A 15,750-nucleotide genomic window follows, 5' to 3' on the forward strand; every position below is an offset into this window, starting at 1 on the left:
TCAACCTGCGCGGATTAAAACAGCAACACCAACAGCATTGCAACCAAGCCAGCCAAAGAGCCCAGCCACACCAGCGAGCGGATGTAGGGGATGCCTGCCAGATAAAGCGGGATATAGATAATCCGACATGCCAACCACACCCATGCCCCGATCAGGCCAAAGCCATGGGGATCCCCGGCAAGGGTAAGGCTGAAGGCAAGAGCGATAAAGGCAGGATAGGTTTCGCGATAATTGGCCGATGCGCGTTCGGCACGACCGGCGATTTTACCGCTCGGCTTTCTATCACCATCACGGGGGCCGGCGTTCCAGTCCGTTCCCAATTCCTTTGTCGCTGTCATGCCTTGCAGCATGATATGGACAATCAAAAGAACAACACTCAGCCCAATGATGGGCAAAAAAGGCGACGCGGCAAGAAAAGTCGGCTGCATGATCAGGCTCCACTTTTTGGGATGAAACAATTCCAGCTGAAACGCCGCGGCACCCATCGTCTCCCGTCACCCGAAGACGACGGGAGAAAACGTCATGATCTTAGAGGTCGAGAACCAGACGCTCTGGATCTTCCAGGCTTTCCTTGACGCGCACGAGGAAGGTCACGGCTTCCTTACCGTCAACAATACGGTGGTCGTAGGACAGCGCCAGATACATCATCGGACGGATGACGATCTGACCGCCAACAACAACCGGACGATCCTGAATCTTGTGCATGCCCAGAATACCGGACTGCGGCGCGTTCAGGATCGGCGAGGACATCAGCGAACCATAGACACCACCATTGGTGATGGTAAACGTGCCGCCCTGCATGTCAGCCATGGAGAGCGAACCATCGCGGGCTGCCTTGGCCAAACGACCCAGTTCCTTTTCAACGCCCGAGATCGACAGCTGATCAGCATCGCGGATCACAGGAACCACGAGGCCCTTGTCGGTGCCAACAGCCATGCCGACGTGACAATAGTTCTTGTAGATGATGTCTGTGCCGTCGATTTCGGCGTTGACAGCAGGCAGTTCCTTCAGGGCGTGGGTCACGGCCTTGGTGAAGAAGCCCATGAAGCCCAGCTTGACGCCGTGCTTCTTCTCAAAAATGTCCTTGTACTTGTTGCGCAGGCTCATCACAGCCGACATGTCCACTTCATTGTAAGTGGTCAGCATGGCAGCGGTGTTCTGGGCATCCTTCAAACGCTTGGCAATGGTCTGGCGCAGGCGGGTCATCTTGACGCGCTCTTCGCGCGATGCATCGTCAGCGCTGGAAACCGGACGGGGTGCCGCAGGAGCAGCCGGTGCAGCAGCAACCGGACCCTTGGCAATGGCTGCAAGCACATCGCCCTTCAGCACCTGACCGCGCTTGCCAGAGCCGTCAACATCAGCGGTGTTGATGTTGTTGTCAGCAGCAAGCTTGGCAGCAGCAGGAGCGGCTGGCATGGAACCGGTTGCGGCAGGAGCAGCGGCGGCAGGAGCAGCGGCGGCAGGTGCCGCAGCAGGTGCAGGGGCAGCCGCTGGTGCAGAAGCAGCAGGGGCGCTGGCACCCGCAGAGGCACCCTCGGTAATGTTGCCCAGCAGCGCGCCGAGACCAACAGTGTCGCCGTTCTGGGCGACGATTTCGGACAGGACGCCGGAGACGGGCGAAGGAACTTCAACCGTCACCTTGTCAGTTTCAAGCTCGACAAGCGGTTCGTCAACCTTGACGACATCGCCGACCTTTTTGAACCAGGTGCCGATGGTGGCTTCGCTGACGGATTCACCCAGAGTGGGGACGCGGATTTCAGTGGCCATGATAAAACAATTCCGTTGATCTATGTGCGTTTCAAACAAGGTGTCTCGGGCGGCATCAGCCGCCCAGAGCGTCCTCAAGGAAGGCTTCAAGCTGGGCAATATGCTTGGACATCAGGCCCGTTGCAGGCGATGCTGCGGCCGGACGACCGGTGTAGCGAACCCGCTGGTACTTGGCATCAATATGCGCCAGCACCCATTCCAGATAAGGATCGATAAACGACCAGGCACCCATGTTCTTGGGCTCTTCCTGGCACCAGACCATCTCCGCATTGCGGAAGCGGCTCAGCTCATTGATCAGCGCCTTGGCCGGGAACGGATAAAGCTGTTCGATACGCAGCAGGTAGATGTCGTCGATGCCACGCTTTTCGCGCTCTTCCAGCAGATCATAGTAGACCTTACCGGTGCACATCACCACGCGACGGATCTTGGCATCCTTCTGCAGCTTGATCGGACCGTCCTTGATCATCTCGGCATCATCCCACAGCAGACGGTGGAAGGAGCTTTCACCCGCCATCTCCGCCAATGTCGAGGTGGCGCGCTTGTGACGCAGCAAGGATTTTGGTGTCATCAGGATCAGCGGCTTGCGGAAGTCGCGCTTTACCTGACGGCGCAGGATGTGGAAGTAGTTGCTTGGCGTGGTCACGTTGGCAACCTGCATATTGTCTTCGGCGCACATCTGCAACCAACGCTCGAGGCGGGCAGACGAGTGCTCTGGACCCTGACCTTCATAGCCATGCGGCAGAAGGCAAACCAGACCCGACATACGCAGCCACTTGCGCTCACCAGACGAGATGAACTGGTCAAACACCACCTGCGCGCCATTGGCGAAGTCACCAAACTGGGCTTCCCACAGTGTCAGGGCGTTCGGACGGGCCAGCGAATAGCCATATTCAAAACCAAGCACGGCTTCTTCAGACAGCATCGAGTTGATCACTTCGTAGCGTGCCTGATTGGGAGCCAGATTGGCCAGCGGGATGTAACGCTCTTCAGTTTCCTGATCGTAGAGAACCGAATGACGCTGCGAGAAGGTGCCGCGCTCGCAATCCTGACCGGAGAGGCGGATCTTGTGGCCATCCAGCACGGTCGAACCAAAAGCCAAAGCTTCGGCCATGGCCCAGTCAATCCCTTCACCCGTCTCAATCATCTGAGCGCGGTTGTCCATAAAGCGCTGAATGGTGCGGTGGGCGTTGAAGCCTTCTGGAATTGACGACAGCTTGCGGCCAATGTCCTTGAGGGTCTTCATGGGCACGGCGGTCTTGCCGCGGCGCTGCTCATCGGCGTTGTCAGCGGTGCGCATACCAGACCAGGCACCGTCCAGCCAGTCAGCCTTGTTGGGCTTGTAGGACTGACCGGCATCAAATTCCTGCTCCAGATTGGCGCGCCAATCGGCCTTCATCTTCTCAAGTTCGCCCTCAGTGATCAAACCTTCGTTGATCAGGCGTTCGCCATAGAGCTGAACAACCGTCTTGTGAGAACGAATTTCCTTGTACATCTTTGGCTGGGTGAAGGAAGGCTCATCGCCTTCGTTATGGCCAAAGCGGCGGTAGCAGAACATGTCTACAACCACAGGCTTGTGGAACTTCATGCGATATTCGGTGGCAACCTTGGCGGCATACACAACCGCTTCAGGATCATCACCATTGACGTGGAAAATCGGCGCTTCGATCATCTTGGCCACATCCGATGGATAAGGCGACGAGCGCGAATAGCCCGGATTGGTGGTAAAGCCGATCTGGTTGTTGACAATCACATGCATGGTGCCGGCGACGCGGTGACCGCGAAGACCGGACAGGCCGAGAATTTCAGCAACAACGCCCTGACCGGCAAAAGCCGCATCACCATGCAGCAGCAGCGGCAGCACCTTCGCGCGTTCCTTCAGCGGGATCACGTCGCCGTCCCAGACCTTGGCCAGCTGATCCTGCTTGGCACGGGCTTTACCCATGACCACCGGATTGACGATTTCCAGGTGCGATGGATTGGCGGTCAGCGACAGGTGAACCTTGTTGCCATCAAATTCGCGGTCAGACGATGCACCCAGATGGTACTTCACGTCGCCGGAGCCTTCGACTTCGTCAGGCTTGAACGAGCCGCCCTTGAACTCGTGGAACACAGCGCGATGGGGCTTGCCCATCACATTGGTCAGAACGTTGAGACGACCGCGGTGCGGCATCCCAAGCACAACCTCTTCGAGGCCTTCCTGACCACCACGCTTAATGATCTGCTCCAGCGCCGGGATCAGCGATTCACCGCCGTCGAGACCAAAACGCTTGGTGCCCTTGTATTTTACGTCGATAAACTGCTCAAAGCCTTCGGCTTCGATCAGCTTTTGCAAAATGGCCTTCTTGCCTTCCAGCGTGAAATCAACGCCTTTATCCGGGCCTTCGATGCGTTCCTGAATCCAGGCTTTCTCTTCTGGATTGGAGATATGCATGAACTCGACACCCAGCGTCGAGCAATAGGTGCGCTCCAGAATCTCGATCATCTCGCGGACGGTGGCGTATTCCAGCCCCAGCACGTTATCGATGAAGATCTTGCGATCAAGATCGGCCTCAGTGAAACCATAGGACGACGGCGACAATTCGTTGTAATCTTCAACGGGCGCGGCAATGCCGAGCGGGTCAAGCTTTGCATGCAAATGGCCGCGCATACGGTAGGCGCGAATCATCATGATGGCGCGAACGCTATCACGGGTCGCCTGCAACACTTCCGTTTCAGAAACCGGCTTGCCAGCGCTTGCCGCTGCTTCCGCCTTACCCTTGACCTTGGTTTCAATGGCCTTTTCAATCAGACCCCAATTGCCATCCAACGCCGAAACCAGATCGGTGCGTGGTGTCAAAGGCCAATTGCTCCGCTGCCAGGAGGCACCCTTGGCGGCCTTTTTCACGTCGCTTGGATTATCACCCAGCGCCTTGAAAAAAGCTTGCCACTCCGACGATACCGAATTGGGATCTTCTTCGTAACGCGCATAAAGCTGTTCGATGTAGATCGCATTCGATCCGTCGAGAAAAGACGTGATCTGAAATTGCTCGTTGGCTTCTTGCCTTGCCATGGTTTCTTGCGGGCCCCGCGCCCGCCTCCCGACTTGAGGTCATAACCGAATATTCGGCCGAATATTTGGCTTGTCGAATGTATGCCAGTCAGAAACGACGTTCAACTGGACTTTAAAGACAGAGTGGGCAGGCGCAACGTTGCGCGCCTACCCTTACCCTTATGTGGTTCAGCCCTTGAGAACTTCAACCAGCGTTGTACCAAGACGCGCTGGAGACGGCGAAACCTTGATGCCAGCCGCTTCCATGGCGGCGATCTTGGATTCTGCGTCGCCCTTGCCGCCAGACACCACAGCACCGGCATGGCCCATGGTGCGGCCCTTCGGCGCGGTACGGCCTGCGATGAAGCCAGCCATTGGCTTTTTACGGCCCTTCTTGGCTTCGTCGATCAGGAACTGGGCTGCATCTTCTTCAGCCGAACCACCGATTTCGCCGATCATGATGATCGATGTCGTGGCTTCGTCGGCCAGGAACATTTCCAGCACGTCGATGAATTCAGTACCCTTAACCGGGTCGCCGCCGATGCCGACAGCAGTCGTCTGACCAAGGCCTTCGTTCGAGGTCTGGAACACGGCTTCATAGGTCAGGGTGCCGGAGCGCGACACGATACCAACAGAACCCTTGCGGAAGATCGAGCCCGGCATAATGCCGATCTTGCACTCTTCCGGTGTCAGGATGCCGGGGCAGTTTGGACCCAGCAGGCGGGACTTGGACTTTTCCAGCTTCGCCTTGACACGTACCATGTCCATCACCGGAATGCCTTCGGTGATGCAGGTGATGAACGGAATTTCCGCGTCAATCGCCTCAATGATCGCATCCGCAGCACCGGCTGGCGGAACATAGATCACGCTTGCATCCGCGCCGGTCTTTTCCTTGGCTTCTGCAACCGTTGCGAAGATCGGCAGGGTTTCGCCCTTGGAGCCGGTCCAGTTTTCGCCGCCCTTCTTGGGGTGGATACCGCCGACCATCTGCGTGCCGTAGTAAGCCAGCGCCTGTTCGGTGTGGAACGTACCGGTCTTACCGGTCAGGCCCTGCACGAGGACCTTGGTATTCTTATTGATCAGAATCGACATTACTCGGCTTCCTCTTCCTCGAACTCGAGGGGTTCAAATGCTTCAAAAGCGTCATTGGAAAAACGATAGCCCATGCCACTCGCTGGCTTGTTTGCCAGATGCGCATCAAGGCTCTTGGACCACTGTGTGCGGAACCAATCGAAGTGACCATCAGACTTGGCCACCCCCAACTCGCCCTTCCAGACAAAGAGACTGCTATCCTTGCACTTCTCGGTGAAGTAAGCGGCAGCATCTTCCTGGTCGGTGAAATGCGCCCAACGATCAGCAACGCCGTCTTCCGGGCTATAATCGATATCCCAGCAGACGAAATAGCACAGGTTCAAATCCGTCTCATTCGGGCCAAACGCCTGACGCTTCACGGTTTTGGATGGAGCAGCCATCGACTCACGCACCCTTGATGGCAGCGACGATCTTCTTGGCAGCGTCGTCCAAATCATCAGCCGCCGTAATGGCAAGGCCGGATTCGTTCAAAAGCTTCTTGCCGAGATCGACATTGGTGCCTTCCAGACGCACAACCAAAGGAACCTTGAGGCCGACTTCCTTCACAGCGGCGATCACGCCTTCCGCAATCACGTCGCACTTCATGATACCGCCGAAGATGTTGACGAGGATGCCCTCAACCTTCGGGTCAGCGGTGATGATCTTGAAGGCCGCAGCAACCTTTTCCTTGCCAGCGCCACCGCCAACGTCGCAGAAGTTTGCAGGCTCTTTGCCGTACAGCTTGATGATGTCCATCGTCGCCATGGCGAGACCGGCACCATTGACCATGCAGCCGATGTTGCCATCAAGAGCCACGTAAGCCAGATCCCACTTGGAGGCTTCAATTTCCTTGGAGTCTTCTTCAGTTTCGTCGCGCAGCGCCCGCACGTCGTCGTGACGGAACAGCGCATTGCCGTCGAAAGAAACCTTGGCGTCGAGAACGCGCAAGTGACCATCAACCATCACGATCAGCGGGTTGATTTCCAAAAGCGCCATGTCCTTCTCGTTGAAGGCCTTGTAAAGCGCCGGGAACAACGACTTCGCGTCTTCAATGGCCACACCTTCCAGCGCCAGAGCAGCCGAAATCTTGGCCACATCCTCTGCCGTCACGCCGGTTTCCGGGTCGATGGCAATGGTGTGAATCTTTTCAGGCGTATCGTGAGCAACGGCTTCAATGTCCATGCCGCCTTCGGTGGACACAACGAAGGCCACGCGGCCAACCGAACGGTCAACCAGCAGCGAGCAATAGAGTTCGCGGGCAATATCTGCACCGTCTTCGATGTAGAGGCGGTTGACCTGCTTGCCAGCGTCGCCAGTCTGCGCCGTCACCAGCGTGTTGCCCAGCATGTCTTTGGCATGGGCCACAACTTCTTCAATGGACTTGGCAAGGCGAACACCGCCCTTGGCATCGGGGCCGAGTTCCTTGAACTTGCCCTTGCCGCGGCCACCCGCATGAATCTGGCTCTTGACCACATAGAGCGGGCCAGGAAGCTGCTTTGCAGCAGCTTCAGCTTCATCGGCGGAGAGAATGGCCACGCCCTGCGCAACCGGTGCACCATAGCCCTTGAGCAGAGCTTTGGCCTGATATTCATGAATATTCATCGTCTGGTCCTAATTTTTGAGCCGGGGCGATTACTTGAGAGCCGGAGCGATTGCGATGCACGCCTCGCACAGGCCAGCAACAGCACCAACAGACTTCTGGAAGGCGGTTTCTTCGTCCTTATCCAGCTGAATTTCGATGACGCGCTCAACGCCACCAGCGCCGATCACGGTCGGAACACCAACATACATGTCCTTGACGCCATACTGACCGGTGAGGTGAGCAGCGCATGGCAGAACGCGCTTCTTGTCCTTGAGGTAGGATTCGGCCATTTCGATTGCCGATGCAGCAGGTGCGTAGAAGGCAGAACCAGTCTTGAGCAGACCAACGATTTCAGCACCGCCATCGCGGGTGCGCTGAATGATCTGTTCCAGACGCTCGGCCGTGCACCAGCCCATCTTGACCAGATCAGTCAATGGAATACCGGCAACGGTGGAGTAACGGGCCAAAGGCACCATGGTGTCGCCGTGACCGCCGAGAACGAATGCGGTGACATCCTGAACCGACACGTTGAATTCTTCAGCCAAAAACAGGCGGAAGCGAGACGAGTCGAGAACGCCAGCCATGCCGACAACCTTGTTGGCTGGCAGACCGGAGAACTTCTGCAAAGCCCAGACCATCGCATCCAGCGGGTTGGTGATGCAGATGACAAAAGCGTTCGGGGCATATTTCTTGATGCCTGCGCCGACCTGCTCCATAACCTTGAGGTTGATGCCCAAAAGGTCATCGCGGCTCATGCCGGGCTTGCGAGGAACGCCAGCGGTGACGATGCAAACGTCCGCACCTTCGATGGCGGAATAGTCGCTGGCACCGGTCAGCTTGGCATTAAAACCTTCAACAGGAGAGGACTGCGCGATGTCCAGACCCTTGCCCTGCGGTACACCGTCAGCAATATCGAACAGGACGATGTCGCCCAGTTCCTTGAGGCCAGCCAGATGAGCCAGCGTGCCGCCGATCATTCCAGAACCAATAAGTGCGATTTTGTTGCGCGCCATTGAAATGCTTCCTTTTAGATCCAAAACCAAGGCGAGCACCAAGAGGTCAGGGCCAGCCATTGCGGATCATCGCATAGCCCGACACAGCAAAAAACGCAAACGATATTTATGTGATGTTATTTTTCAATCGTTTAGACTATAAAATTCTTACGTAAAGGTAAGTATTATAGTCACGAAATCTTCACATTTCAGAAAGATCTGATTTACCTTCGTTAAGATAGTCACTGCTCTGCATCTCAAACAGGCGCGACGCCGTGCGATCAAACTCGAAACCTTCTGTGCCTTTCTTCTCGGTCAAAAGGGCTTCGGGCTGGGCTGCGGCGGACGCATGCAAGCGCACTTTGTGGTCATAGAGTGCATCGATCAGAATAATAAAACGCTTGATTTCATTGCGCTTTTGCGGACCAAGAAAGGGGATGTGATCGATGAAAATCGTATCGAACCGATCCGCAATGGCAAGATAGTCAGTGGCACCCAAGGGCTGCTCGCACAATTGGGCAAAGGTGAAGCGCGCCGCCCGCTCCACTGCGCGCGGCACAGGCACCACGCGACCCTTCATCGGAATCTCAATGTGCTGCTCCGGCCGCCCATGGGTAACAGTGCGCCAGGCGCGGTCCATCTCCCGATCCGCGGCACTGTCTGCCGGGGTAAGATAGACCGGCAGATGATCAATCTTTTCCATCCGGTAATCGGTGGGTGAATCCAGCGAGCTTACCTCAACATATTGCTGCAACAGCCCGACAAAGGGCAGGAAGAGGCTTCTGTTCAAGCCGTCGGGGTAGAGATTGTTCGGCTCGACATTGGAGGTTGCCACCAGAATGCAGCCGCGCGCAAACAGCTCGGTAAACAAGCGCGACAAAATCATCGCATCAGCAATGTCGGTCACGGTAAATTCATCAAAGCACAGCAGTTCGGCCTGTGCTGCCAGCTGCTCTGCCACCGGCGGCACCGGGTCCGCCTGCTTGGTTTCGCCGTTTTTCAATTTCTGACGATGGGCGTAAATGCGATTGTGCACATCGGCCATGAATTCATGAAAATGAGCCCGACGCTTCTTTTCAATCGGAGCCATGGAGAAGAACAGGTCCATCAGCATGGTCTTGCCACGGCCAACACTGCCGTAAACATACAGCCCCTTGATCGGGTCTTTTGTCTTCTTGCGTTTGGCAAAAATCCAGCCCAGTGCCGAGGATTTGCTGGCGGGCTTGCGCTCTTTCAAATCGCCAAGAATGCGATCCAGCTTGCCAGCCACCTCCATCTGTGCGGCATCGGCCAGAAGTTCACCCGATTTTGTCCGCGCTTTCAGCGCCTCGCTGACGCTGAGGGTGTAATCGGGCATCGGCTGCATGGAGAACTCCGCAAAAGCGTATGCCTGCCCGATGAATTGGGCAGGCAAAAAAAGAAATGTCGATGGAAATGCCTGTTAGCGGCTCAGGCTAACCGGCTGACCGCTGCTGGTGGAGCCGCTGAACTGGTTGTCAGCCGTCTTATACAGCGTGCCAATCACGTTGCCGTCGCGGTCCTTGAGCAACAACTGCTTGTTGGCAACATCCCAGGCACCCATGGTGGTCAATGGACCGACGCAACGGCGCGTGCCGCCGCGCGAACCGCCACCGAGATTGGTCAAGGTCAGGAACATATCGCAGCTCGCTCCCGCGTTGGAAACGCGCCAATTGCCAACCATCTGTTCCTTGGTGAAATCCATGGCATTGCCTGGAGGTGGAGCGTTTGGCGTCAAGGCAGCCGTTTGGTTGGCTGGAGGAGCCGGAAATTGCGATCCTGCCGCACCCGGAGGTGGCAATTGACCCGATGTGACCGGCGATACCGGCTGCGCCTGCAAGGGCGGCAAGGAGGAAGAACCATAATCACTCGATGTGCGCTGACATCCGGCCAATGCAAGCACGACCGCAAAACCTGTCGCCGCAAATTTCAGATTCATCCTCATACTCCCGGTGGTTTTCTGTATTGAGCAATTGCCATTAGATTTGAGCAAAATAGCGTCAAGGCCAATCATAAATCAAGGCACAATCCCGATACCACGTTATCAAGCCAATGACGACGCCCGGCGACAACCGCTTCCGTTTTCAAAAAAATGCCGCCGGGATGATCCGGCGGCACCCATACATTACAGACGGCGCTCAACCATCATTTTCTTGATTTCGCCAATGGCCTTGGCAGGGTTCAAGCCCTTCGGACAGGCCTGCGCACAGTTCATGATTGTGTGGCAGCGATAAAGACGGAAAGGATCTTCCAGATTATCCAGGCGCTCGCCCTTGGCTTCGTCGCGGCTGTCGATCAGCCAGCGATAGGCCTGCAACAATACGGCTGGACCAAGGTAACGGTCGCCATTCCACCAGTAGCTTGGGCAGGAGGTTGAGCAGCAAGCGCACAAAATGCACTCGTACAGACCGTCGAGCTTCAAGCGATCTTCGTGGCTTTGCTTCCATTCCTTGGCAGGGGTCGGAGACACCGTCTTCAACCAAGGCTCAATCGAGCGATGCTGCGCATAGAAATGGCTCAGGTCCGGCACCAGATCCTTGACCACCGGCATATGCGGCAGCGGATAGATCTTCACCGTGCCATTCACCTCATCCATGCCCTTGGTGCAGGCCAGCGTGTTGGTACCATCAATGTTCATGGCGCAAGAGCCGCAAATGCCTTCGCGACAGGAGCGACGGAAGGTCAGGGTCGGGTCGATCTTGTTCTTGATATACAGCAGACCGTCGAGCACCATCGGGCCGCAATCATCCATATCGACATAATAGGTGTCGATATGGGGATTTTCGGCATCGTCCGGGCTCCAGCGATAGATGCGATATTCACGCACATTCTGGGCACCGGCGGGCTTTGGCCAGGTCTTGCCGGGCTTGACCTGAGAATTCTTAGGGAGAGTTAGTTCAACCATGTCGATATCCTCACATCAATATACGCGGGCCTTGGGCTCGATCTTCTTGGGATCGATCCCGTCCGCCAGAAGCTCGGTGTGAACCGGACGATAATCCAGCTTCACATCGCCAGCTTCGTTGACCCATGCCAGCGTGTGCTTGCGCCAGTTTTCGTCATCACGACCCGCAAATGGACCGTCCTTGTAATCTTCACGGGCGTGGGCACCGCGGCTTTCCTTGCGGGCTTCCGCGCCATAAACCGTGGTGATCGCATTGGCCATCAGGTTGTGCAGCTCAAGTGTTTCCACCAGATCGGAATTCCACACCAGCGAACGGTCGGTTACCTTGATATCCGGCATCTCTTTCCAGATTGCGGAGATACGGCGGCAGCCACTTTCCAGCGCTTCCTGGGTGCGGAACACGGCAGCGTCTTCCTGCATGGCGCGCTGCATCTTGTCACGCAGCACAGCCGTTGGCGTCGAGCCATTGGAGAAGCGGATGTTGTCAAAGCGCTCCATGATCTTGTTGCAGGCATCAATGTTGAGCGCCGGGATTGGCGACGCACGATCAATGACTTCGGCAGCGCGAATAGCGGCTGCACGGCCAAACACCACCAAGTCGATCAACGAGTTGGAGCCAAGGCGGTTTGCACCATGCACGGATGCGCAACCCGCCTCGCCCACAGCCATCAGGCCGGGTGCGATACGCTCTGGGTTGTTGGCATCGGCATTCAGCACTTCACCCCAATAGTTGGTCGGAATACCGCCCATATTGTAGTGAACCGTTGGCAGAACCGGAATCGGCTCGCGGGTCACATCAACGCCTGCGAAAATCTTGGCGCTTTCCGAGATACCGGGAAGACGCTCATGCAGAACGGCCGGATCAAGATGGTCAAGATGCAGGAAGATGTGGTCTTTGTTTTTACCAACGCCACGGCCTTCGCGGATTTCCATGGTCATGCAGCGAGACACAACGTCACGCGAGGCAAGATCCTTGGCCGATGGTGCATACCGCTCCATGAAGCGCTCACCCTCGGAATTGACCAGATAGCCGCCTTCACCGCGCGCACCCTCGGTAATCAGACAGCCAGCGCCGTAGATGCCGGTTGGGTGGAACTGCACAAACTCCATGTCCTGAAGCGGCAGGCCAGCGCGGGCAATCATGCCGCCGCCGTCGCCGGTGCAGGTGTGGGCCGAGGTTGCCGAGAAATAGGCACGGCCATAACCGCCGGTAGCCAGTACCACCATTTTCGCAGAGAAGCGATGGATAGTGCCGTCATCAAGATTCCAGGCGACAACGCCGGTGCAACGACCGTCTTCCGCCATGATCAGATCAAGCGCGAAATATTCGATGAAGAATTCAGCGTTGTGCTTGAGTGACTGGCCATAAAGCGTGTGCAAAATGGCGTGGCCGGTGCGGTCAGCAGCCGCACAGGTGCGCTGCACTGGCGGGCCTTCGCCATAGTTCTGCATGTGGCCGCCGAAGGGGCGCTGATAGATCTTGCCTTCTTCGTTACGCGAAAATGGAACGCCGTAATGTTCCAGCTCGTAAACCGCCTTGGGCGCTTCCATGGCCAGATATTGCATGGCGTCCACGTCGCCGAGCCAGTCAGAACCCTTGACGGTGTCATACAGGTGCCACTGCCAGCAATCCGGCGTCATATTGGTCAGGGACGCCGCAATACCGCCCTGAGCTGCAACCGTGTGCGAACGGGTTGGGAACACTTTGGTGATGCAGGCGGTTTTGAAACCCTGCTCGGCCATGCCAAGCGTTGCGCGCAGGCCAGCGCCGCCAGCGCCGACCACAACCACGTCATAGGCGTGGTCCACATAGGTATAAGACCGACCGTTGATGGTTGGCCCTGTGTCTTTGGAGGAATTTGTCGATGCCATGATGAATTATCCTACAAACGCGATCTTGAGGATGGCGAAAAGACAGAGCGCACCCGTGGTGATCACGAAAAATGTATTGAGCATCAGGAGTACAATCTTCACCCATTCGGTGTGGATGTAATCCTCGATGATGACCTGCATGCCAAGCTTCATATGAATAAGGCCCGACAGAACAACCAGACCCATGATCACCGCGACCACAGGATTGGAGAGGGCAGACACGACATCGGCATAAGGCGCGCCAGCGTGTGTGAGCATGAAGCCGATGAAGAACAGAAGAAGCGGCACATTGGCAACCGCCGTGATTCTTTGGCGCCAGAAATGTTCCGTGCCATCCTTGGCCGAACCGAGACCGCGAACCCTGCCGAGTGGCGTACGCATATCCATGATAAAACCCCTCAGCGAATGATCAAAGCGATGATCCAGACCAGAACGGTCAGGACAACGGAGGCGACGAGCGTGGCCTTGGCCAGCTTGGTGTTGAAATGCTTTTCATAGCCAAAACCAAGATCCCACATGAAGTGGCGAAGGCCGCCGAGCATGTGGTGAATCAGCGCCCAGCTGAAGCCGAACAGCACGATTTTGCCAATGAAGGTTCCCATGAACCAGGAGACCCAATCATAATAATCAGCACCGACTGAAGCGGCAATCAGCCACCAGGCAACCAGCGCGGTGCCAAAATACAGCGCGCCACCCGTGATACGATGCACAATCGACATCATCATGGTTGGAATTGGCTTGTAAATTTGCAGATGCGGCGACAAAGGCCGTTGTTTTGTCACGTTCGCCATCTCGTCCTCACGGCGTTCAATTGCATTCCATCCTTGGAATGAAGGGATATAGGGCGCTCCTTCATGGAGTGCAGTGCGTCAAATTGGACCTTTAATCCTCCGATTGATCAAGGACAAGGCGCTTTTGAACACGTCTTTCAATTTAATCGATTGACTAAGCCACACTCTGACGAACCACTGATGCGCTGCAAAGTAAAGGGAATTCCTTAAGAAACGGCTTCGCACGACCGCGTCCTCTTGATTCTGCGAAAAAACAAAGTAACGCTTTGTTAAGCATATTTTGTTTTGGGTCGGAGTACATCCCTTGCCACATCTGCGCGCTTTGATCCGCTTAAAACACCCATTTTGCGCAATCTTGGGATGTTTGGGGCTGATTTTATCAAGCTCGGTGCAGGCAGAAGGCTTGAATGAGCGCGTGTACCCTATCCAGCAGACTGTAAGCACCTCGCTGATCAGCATCAGGACCACGGCGGGAAACTATGTCATCGGCGCTTCAGCCTGGTACAGCGGATCAAGACAAAGTGCCGTCAAAGAACTGGCCCCCAAAGCCAAAATCATTGATGTCCAGACGACAGTGAAACATCCGGCCTGCACCTATCAAAATGGCGTGTGCATCCTGCGTCTTCATCGCGACGCGCTATAAAAACTGCCAGACGGTGGTTTTTTTCACCTCGCTGTCTTCCAGCACCCGCGTCACCGGCACCTGATAGACGCCCAAAGATTGCAGCCGGTCTTTTGGGCAATAGGCGCGGCCCGGATCACCAACAATCACCTGCACGCCATTTGCCGTCAGTTCGGAAAACCACGGTACAAGCTGGTCAGCAAAACCCTTGTCATAGAACACGTCACCGGCCAGCAGGACATCTGCTTCCAGCGCGGGTCCGACAATGTTGTCGGCAGAAAAGGCGATAGTCACGTCGTTTTCAGCGGCATTCAAGCGCAAGGCCGTCTCGACAAAAGGATCAATATCCGCCGCCAGCACATGGGCCGCGCCAGCTTTTGCCGCTGCAATCGCCACCAATCCCGAGCCGGTGGCAAAATCCACCACCCGCTTGCCTGCCACCAGATCGGGATAGTCCAGAATATGCCGGGCAAGCCCTTGCCCGCCCGCCCAGGCAAAAGCCCAGAACGGCGGCGGCAAGCCGATCTCGGCCAGATCTTCCTCGGTTTTCAGCCATAGATCATGCACTTCGCTGGCCAGATGCAGGCGAATTTCCGGCACGTGCGGCGGGGCCATGATCTCGGTATTGTCGAGAATGAAACGCTCTGGATCAATCTTCACGAGCGTTCTCAGCGCGGCGGGTTTTCAAGCCCACCCATACGGCAGACTTCGAGATATTCCTCTTCCGTCACCGGCTGTACCGATAGCCGCATGGAGGTCACCAGCGACATCTGCTGCAAGCCGGGATGGGCCTTCACATCTTTTAGCGTCACCGGCTTGGGCATGTCGCAGACGGCGCGAATATCCACGCATTCCCAGCGCGGATCATCACTGGTGGTGTCGGGGTGGGCAAGGGCGCAGACCTCGGCAACGCCCACCACTTCCAAGCCCTCGTTGGAGTGGTAGAAAAAGCCCTTATCGCCGATTTTCATCGCCCGCATATTGTTGCGGGCCTGATAATTGCGCACCCCATCCCATTGCTCACCCTCGGCCCCTTTGGCCTTGAGCATCTCCCACGAGAATTTGAAGGGTTCGGATTTAAACAGCCAGAATGCCATGCTCG

Annotated in this window: 16 protein-coding genes; 1 reads left to right on the top strand and 15 read right to left on the bottom strand. The window is 56.3% G+C overall.

The window, feature by feature from the left end:
• Nucleotides 1-14 precede the first annotated feature (14 nt).
• The 13 genes from E6C51_RS10180 to sdhC form a co-directional block, all read right to left on the bottom strand.
• Nucleotides 15-428: an MAPEG family protein gene (locus E6C51_RS10180; RefSeq protein WP_190235863.1), complete on the bottom strand. Its 414-nt coding sequence runs from the start codon at nucleotides 426-428 to the stop codon at nucleotides 15-17.
• A 100-nt stretch (nucleotides 429-528) separates the two neighbouring features.
• Complete coding sequence (gene odhB, locus E6C51_RS10185) at nucleotides 529-1,767, bottom strand: 2-oxoglutarate dehydrogenase complex dihydrolipoyllysine-residue succinyltransferase (protein WP_190235864.1); 1,239 nt, start codon at nucleotides 1,765-1,767, stop codon at nucleotides 529-531.
• Nucleotides 1,768-1,822: 55 nt separating this feature from the next.
• A complete protein-coding gene (locus E6C51_RS10190) occupies nucleotides 1,823-4,816 on the bottom strand; it encodes a 2-oxoglutarate dehydrogenase E1 component (RefSeq protein ID WP_190235865.1) in 2,994 nt (997 codons plus the stop codon).
• Nucleotides 4,817-4,984: 168 nt separating this feature from the next.
• A complete protein-coding gene (sucD, locus tag E6C51_RS10195; RefSeq protein ID WP_190235866.1) occupies nucleotides 4,985-5,887 on the bottom strand; it encodes a succinate--CoA ligase subunit alpha in 903 nt (300 codons plus the stop codon).
• A complete protein-coding gene (locus tag E6C51_RS10200; RefSeq protein WP_190235867.1) occupies nucleotides 5,887-6,267 on the bottom strand; it encodes a hypothetical protein in 381 nt (126 codons plus the stop codon). The genes sucD and E6C51_RS10200 overlap by 1 nt, the downstream gene beginning before the upstream one ends.
• 4 nt (nucleotides 6,268-6,271) lie before the next feature.
• Entirely contained in the window at nucleotides 6,272-7,468 is a 1,197-nt protein-coding gene (gene sucC, locus E6C51_RS10205; protein ID WP_190235868.1) for an ADP-forming succinate--CoA ligase subunit beta, read from the bottom strand.
• Between the two features lie 30 nt (nucleotides 7,469-7,498).
• Nucleotides 7,499-8,461 carry a malate dehydrogenase gene (mdh, locus tag E6C51_RS10210; protein ID WP_190235869.1) on the bottom strand — a complete coding sequence of 321 codons (963 nt, stop codon included), beginning with the start codon at nucleotides 8,459-8,461 and terminating at the stop codon, nucleotides 7,499-7,501.
• A gap of 181 nt (nucleotides 8,462-8,642) precedes the next feature.
• Nucleotides 8,643-9,806 carry a cell division protein ZapE gene (gene zapE, locus E6C51_RS10215; RefSeq protein WP_190235870.1) on the bottom strand — a complete coding sequence of 388 codons (1,164 nt, stop codon included), beginning with the start codon at nucleotides 9,804-9,806 and terminating at the stop codon, nucleotides 8,643-8,645.
• A 75-nt stretch (nucleotides 9,807-9,881) separates the two neighbouring features.
• Complete coding sequence (locus E6C51_RS10220) at nucleotides 9,882-10,397, bottom strand: protease inhibitor Inh/omp19 family protein (protein ID WP_146934498.1); 516 nt, start codon at nucleotides 10,395-10,397, stop codon at nucleotides 9,882-9,884.
• A gap of 186 nt (nucleotides 10,398-10,583) precedes the next feature.
• On the bottom strand, nucleotides 10,584-11,363 hold the full coding sequence (locus E6C51_RS10225; protein ID WP_190235871.1) for a succinate dehydrogenase iron-sulfur subunit: 780 nt from the start codon (nucleotides 11,361-11,363) through the stop codon (nucleotides 10,584-10,586).
• Between the two features lie 15 nt (nucleotides 11,364-11,378).
• Entirely contained in the window at nucleotides 11,379-13,235 is a 1,857-nt protein-coding gene (gene sdhA / locus E6C51_RS10230; protein ID WP_190235872.1) for a succinate dehydrogenase flavoprotein subunit, read from the bottom strand.
• 6 nt (nucleotides 13,236-13,241) lie between these two features.
• Nucleotides 13,242-13,622: a succinate dehydrogenase, hydrophobic membrane anchor protein gene (gene sdhD, locus E6C51_RS10235; RefSeq protein ID WP_146934489.1), complete on the bottom strand. Its 381-nt coding sequence runs from the start codon at nucleotides 13,620-13,622 to the stop codon at nucleotides 13,242-13,244.
• A gap of 11 nt (nucleotides 13,623-13,633) precedes the next feature.
• Nucleotides 13,634-14,026 carry a succinate dehydrogenase, cytochrome b556 subunit gene (gene sdhC, locus E6C51_RS10240; protein WP_190235873.1) on the bottom strand — a complete coding sequence of 131 codons (393 nt, stop codon included), beginning with the start codon at nucleotides 14,024-14,026 and terminating at the stop codon, nucleotides 13,634-13,636.
• Nucleotides 14,027-14,390: 364 nt separating this feature from the next.
• On the opposite strand from sdhC, the gene E6C51_RS10245 reads away from it, so the two are divergent.
• Entirely contained in the window at nucleotides 14,391-14,669 is a 279-nt protein-coding gene (locus E6C51_RS10245) for a hypothetical protein (protein ID WP_190235874.1), read from the top strand.
• On the opposite strand, the gene E6C51_RS10250 is transcribed toward E6C51_RS10245, so the two are convergent.
• Nucleotides 14,664-15,308 (bottom strand): class I SAM-dependent methyltransferase, encoded by a 645-nt coding sequence (locus tag E6C51_RS10250; protein ID WP_190235875.1) that lies wholly within the window; start codon nucleotides 15,306-15,308, stop codon nucleotides 14,664-14,666. The two genes, E6C51_RS10245 and E6C51_RS10250, sit on opposite strands and share 6 nt — an antisense overlap.
• An 8-nt stretch (nucleotides 15,309-15,316) precedes the next feature.
• Complete coding sequence (locus tag E6C51_RS10255; RefSeq protein ID WP_190235876.1) at nucleotides 15,317-15,745, bottom strand: EVE domain-containing protein; 429 nt, start codon at nucleotides 15,743-15,745, stop codon at nucleotides 15,317-15,319.
• Between the last annotated feature and the right edge of the window lie 5 nt (nucleotides 15,746-15,750).

It is taken from the genome of Gillisella terrae (genome assembly GCF_004801395.1).
GTDB classification, from domain to species: Bacteria; Pseudomonadota; Alphaproteobacteria; order Rhizobiales; family Rhizobiaceae; genus Allorhizobium; species Allorhizobium terrae.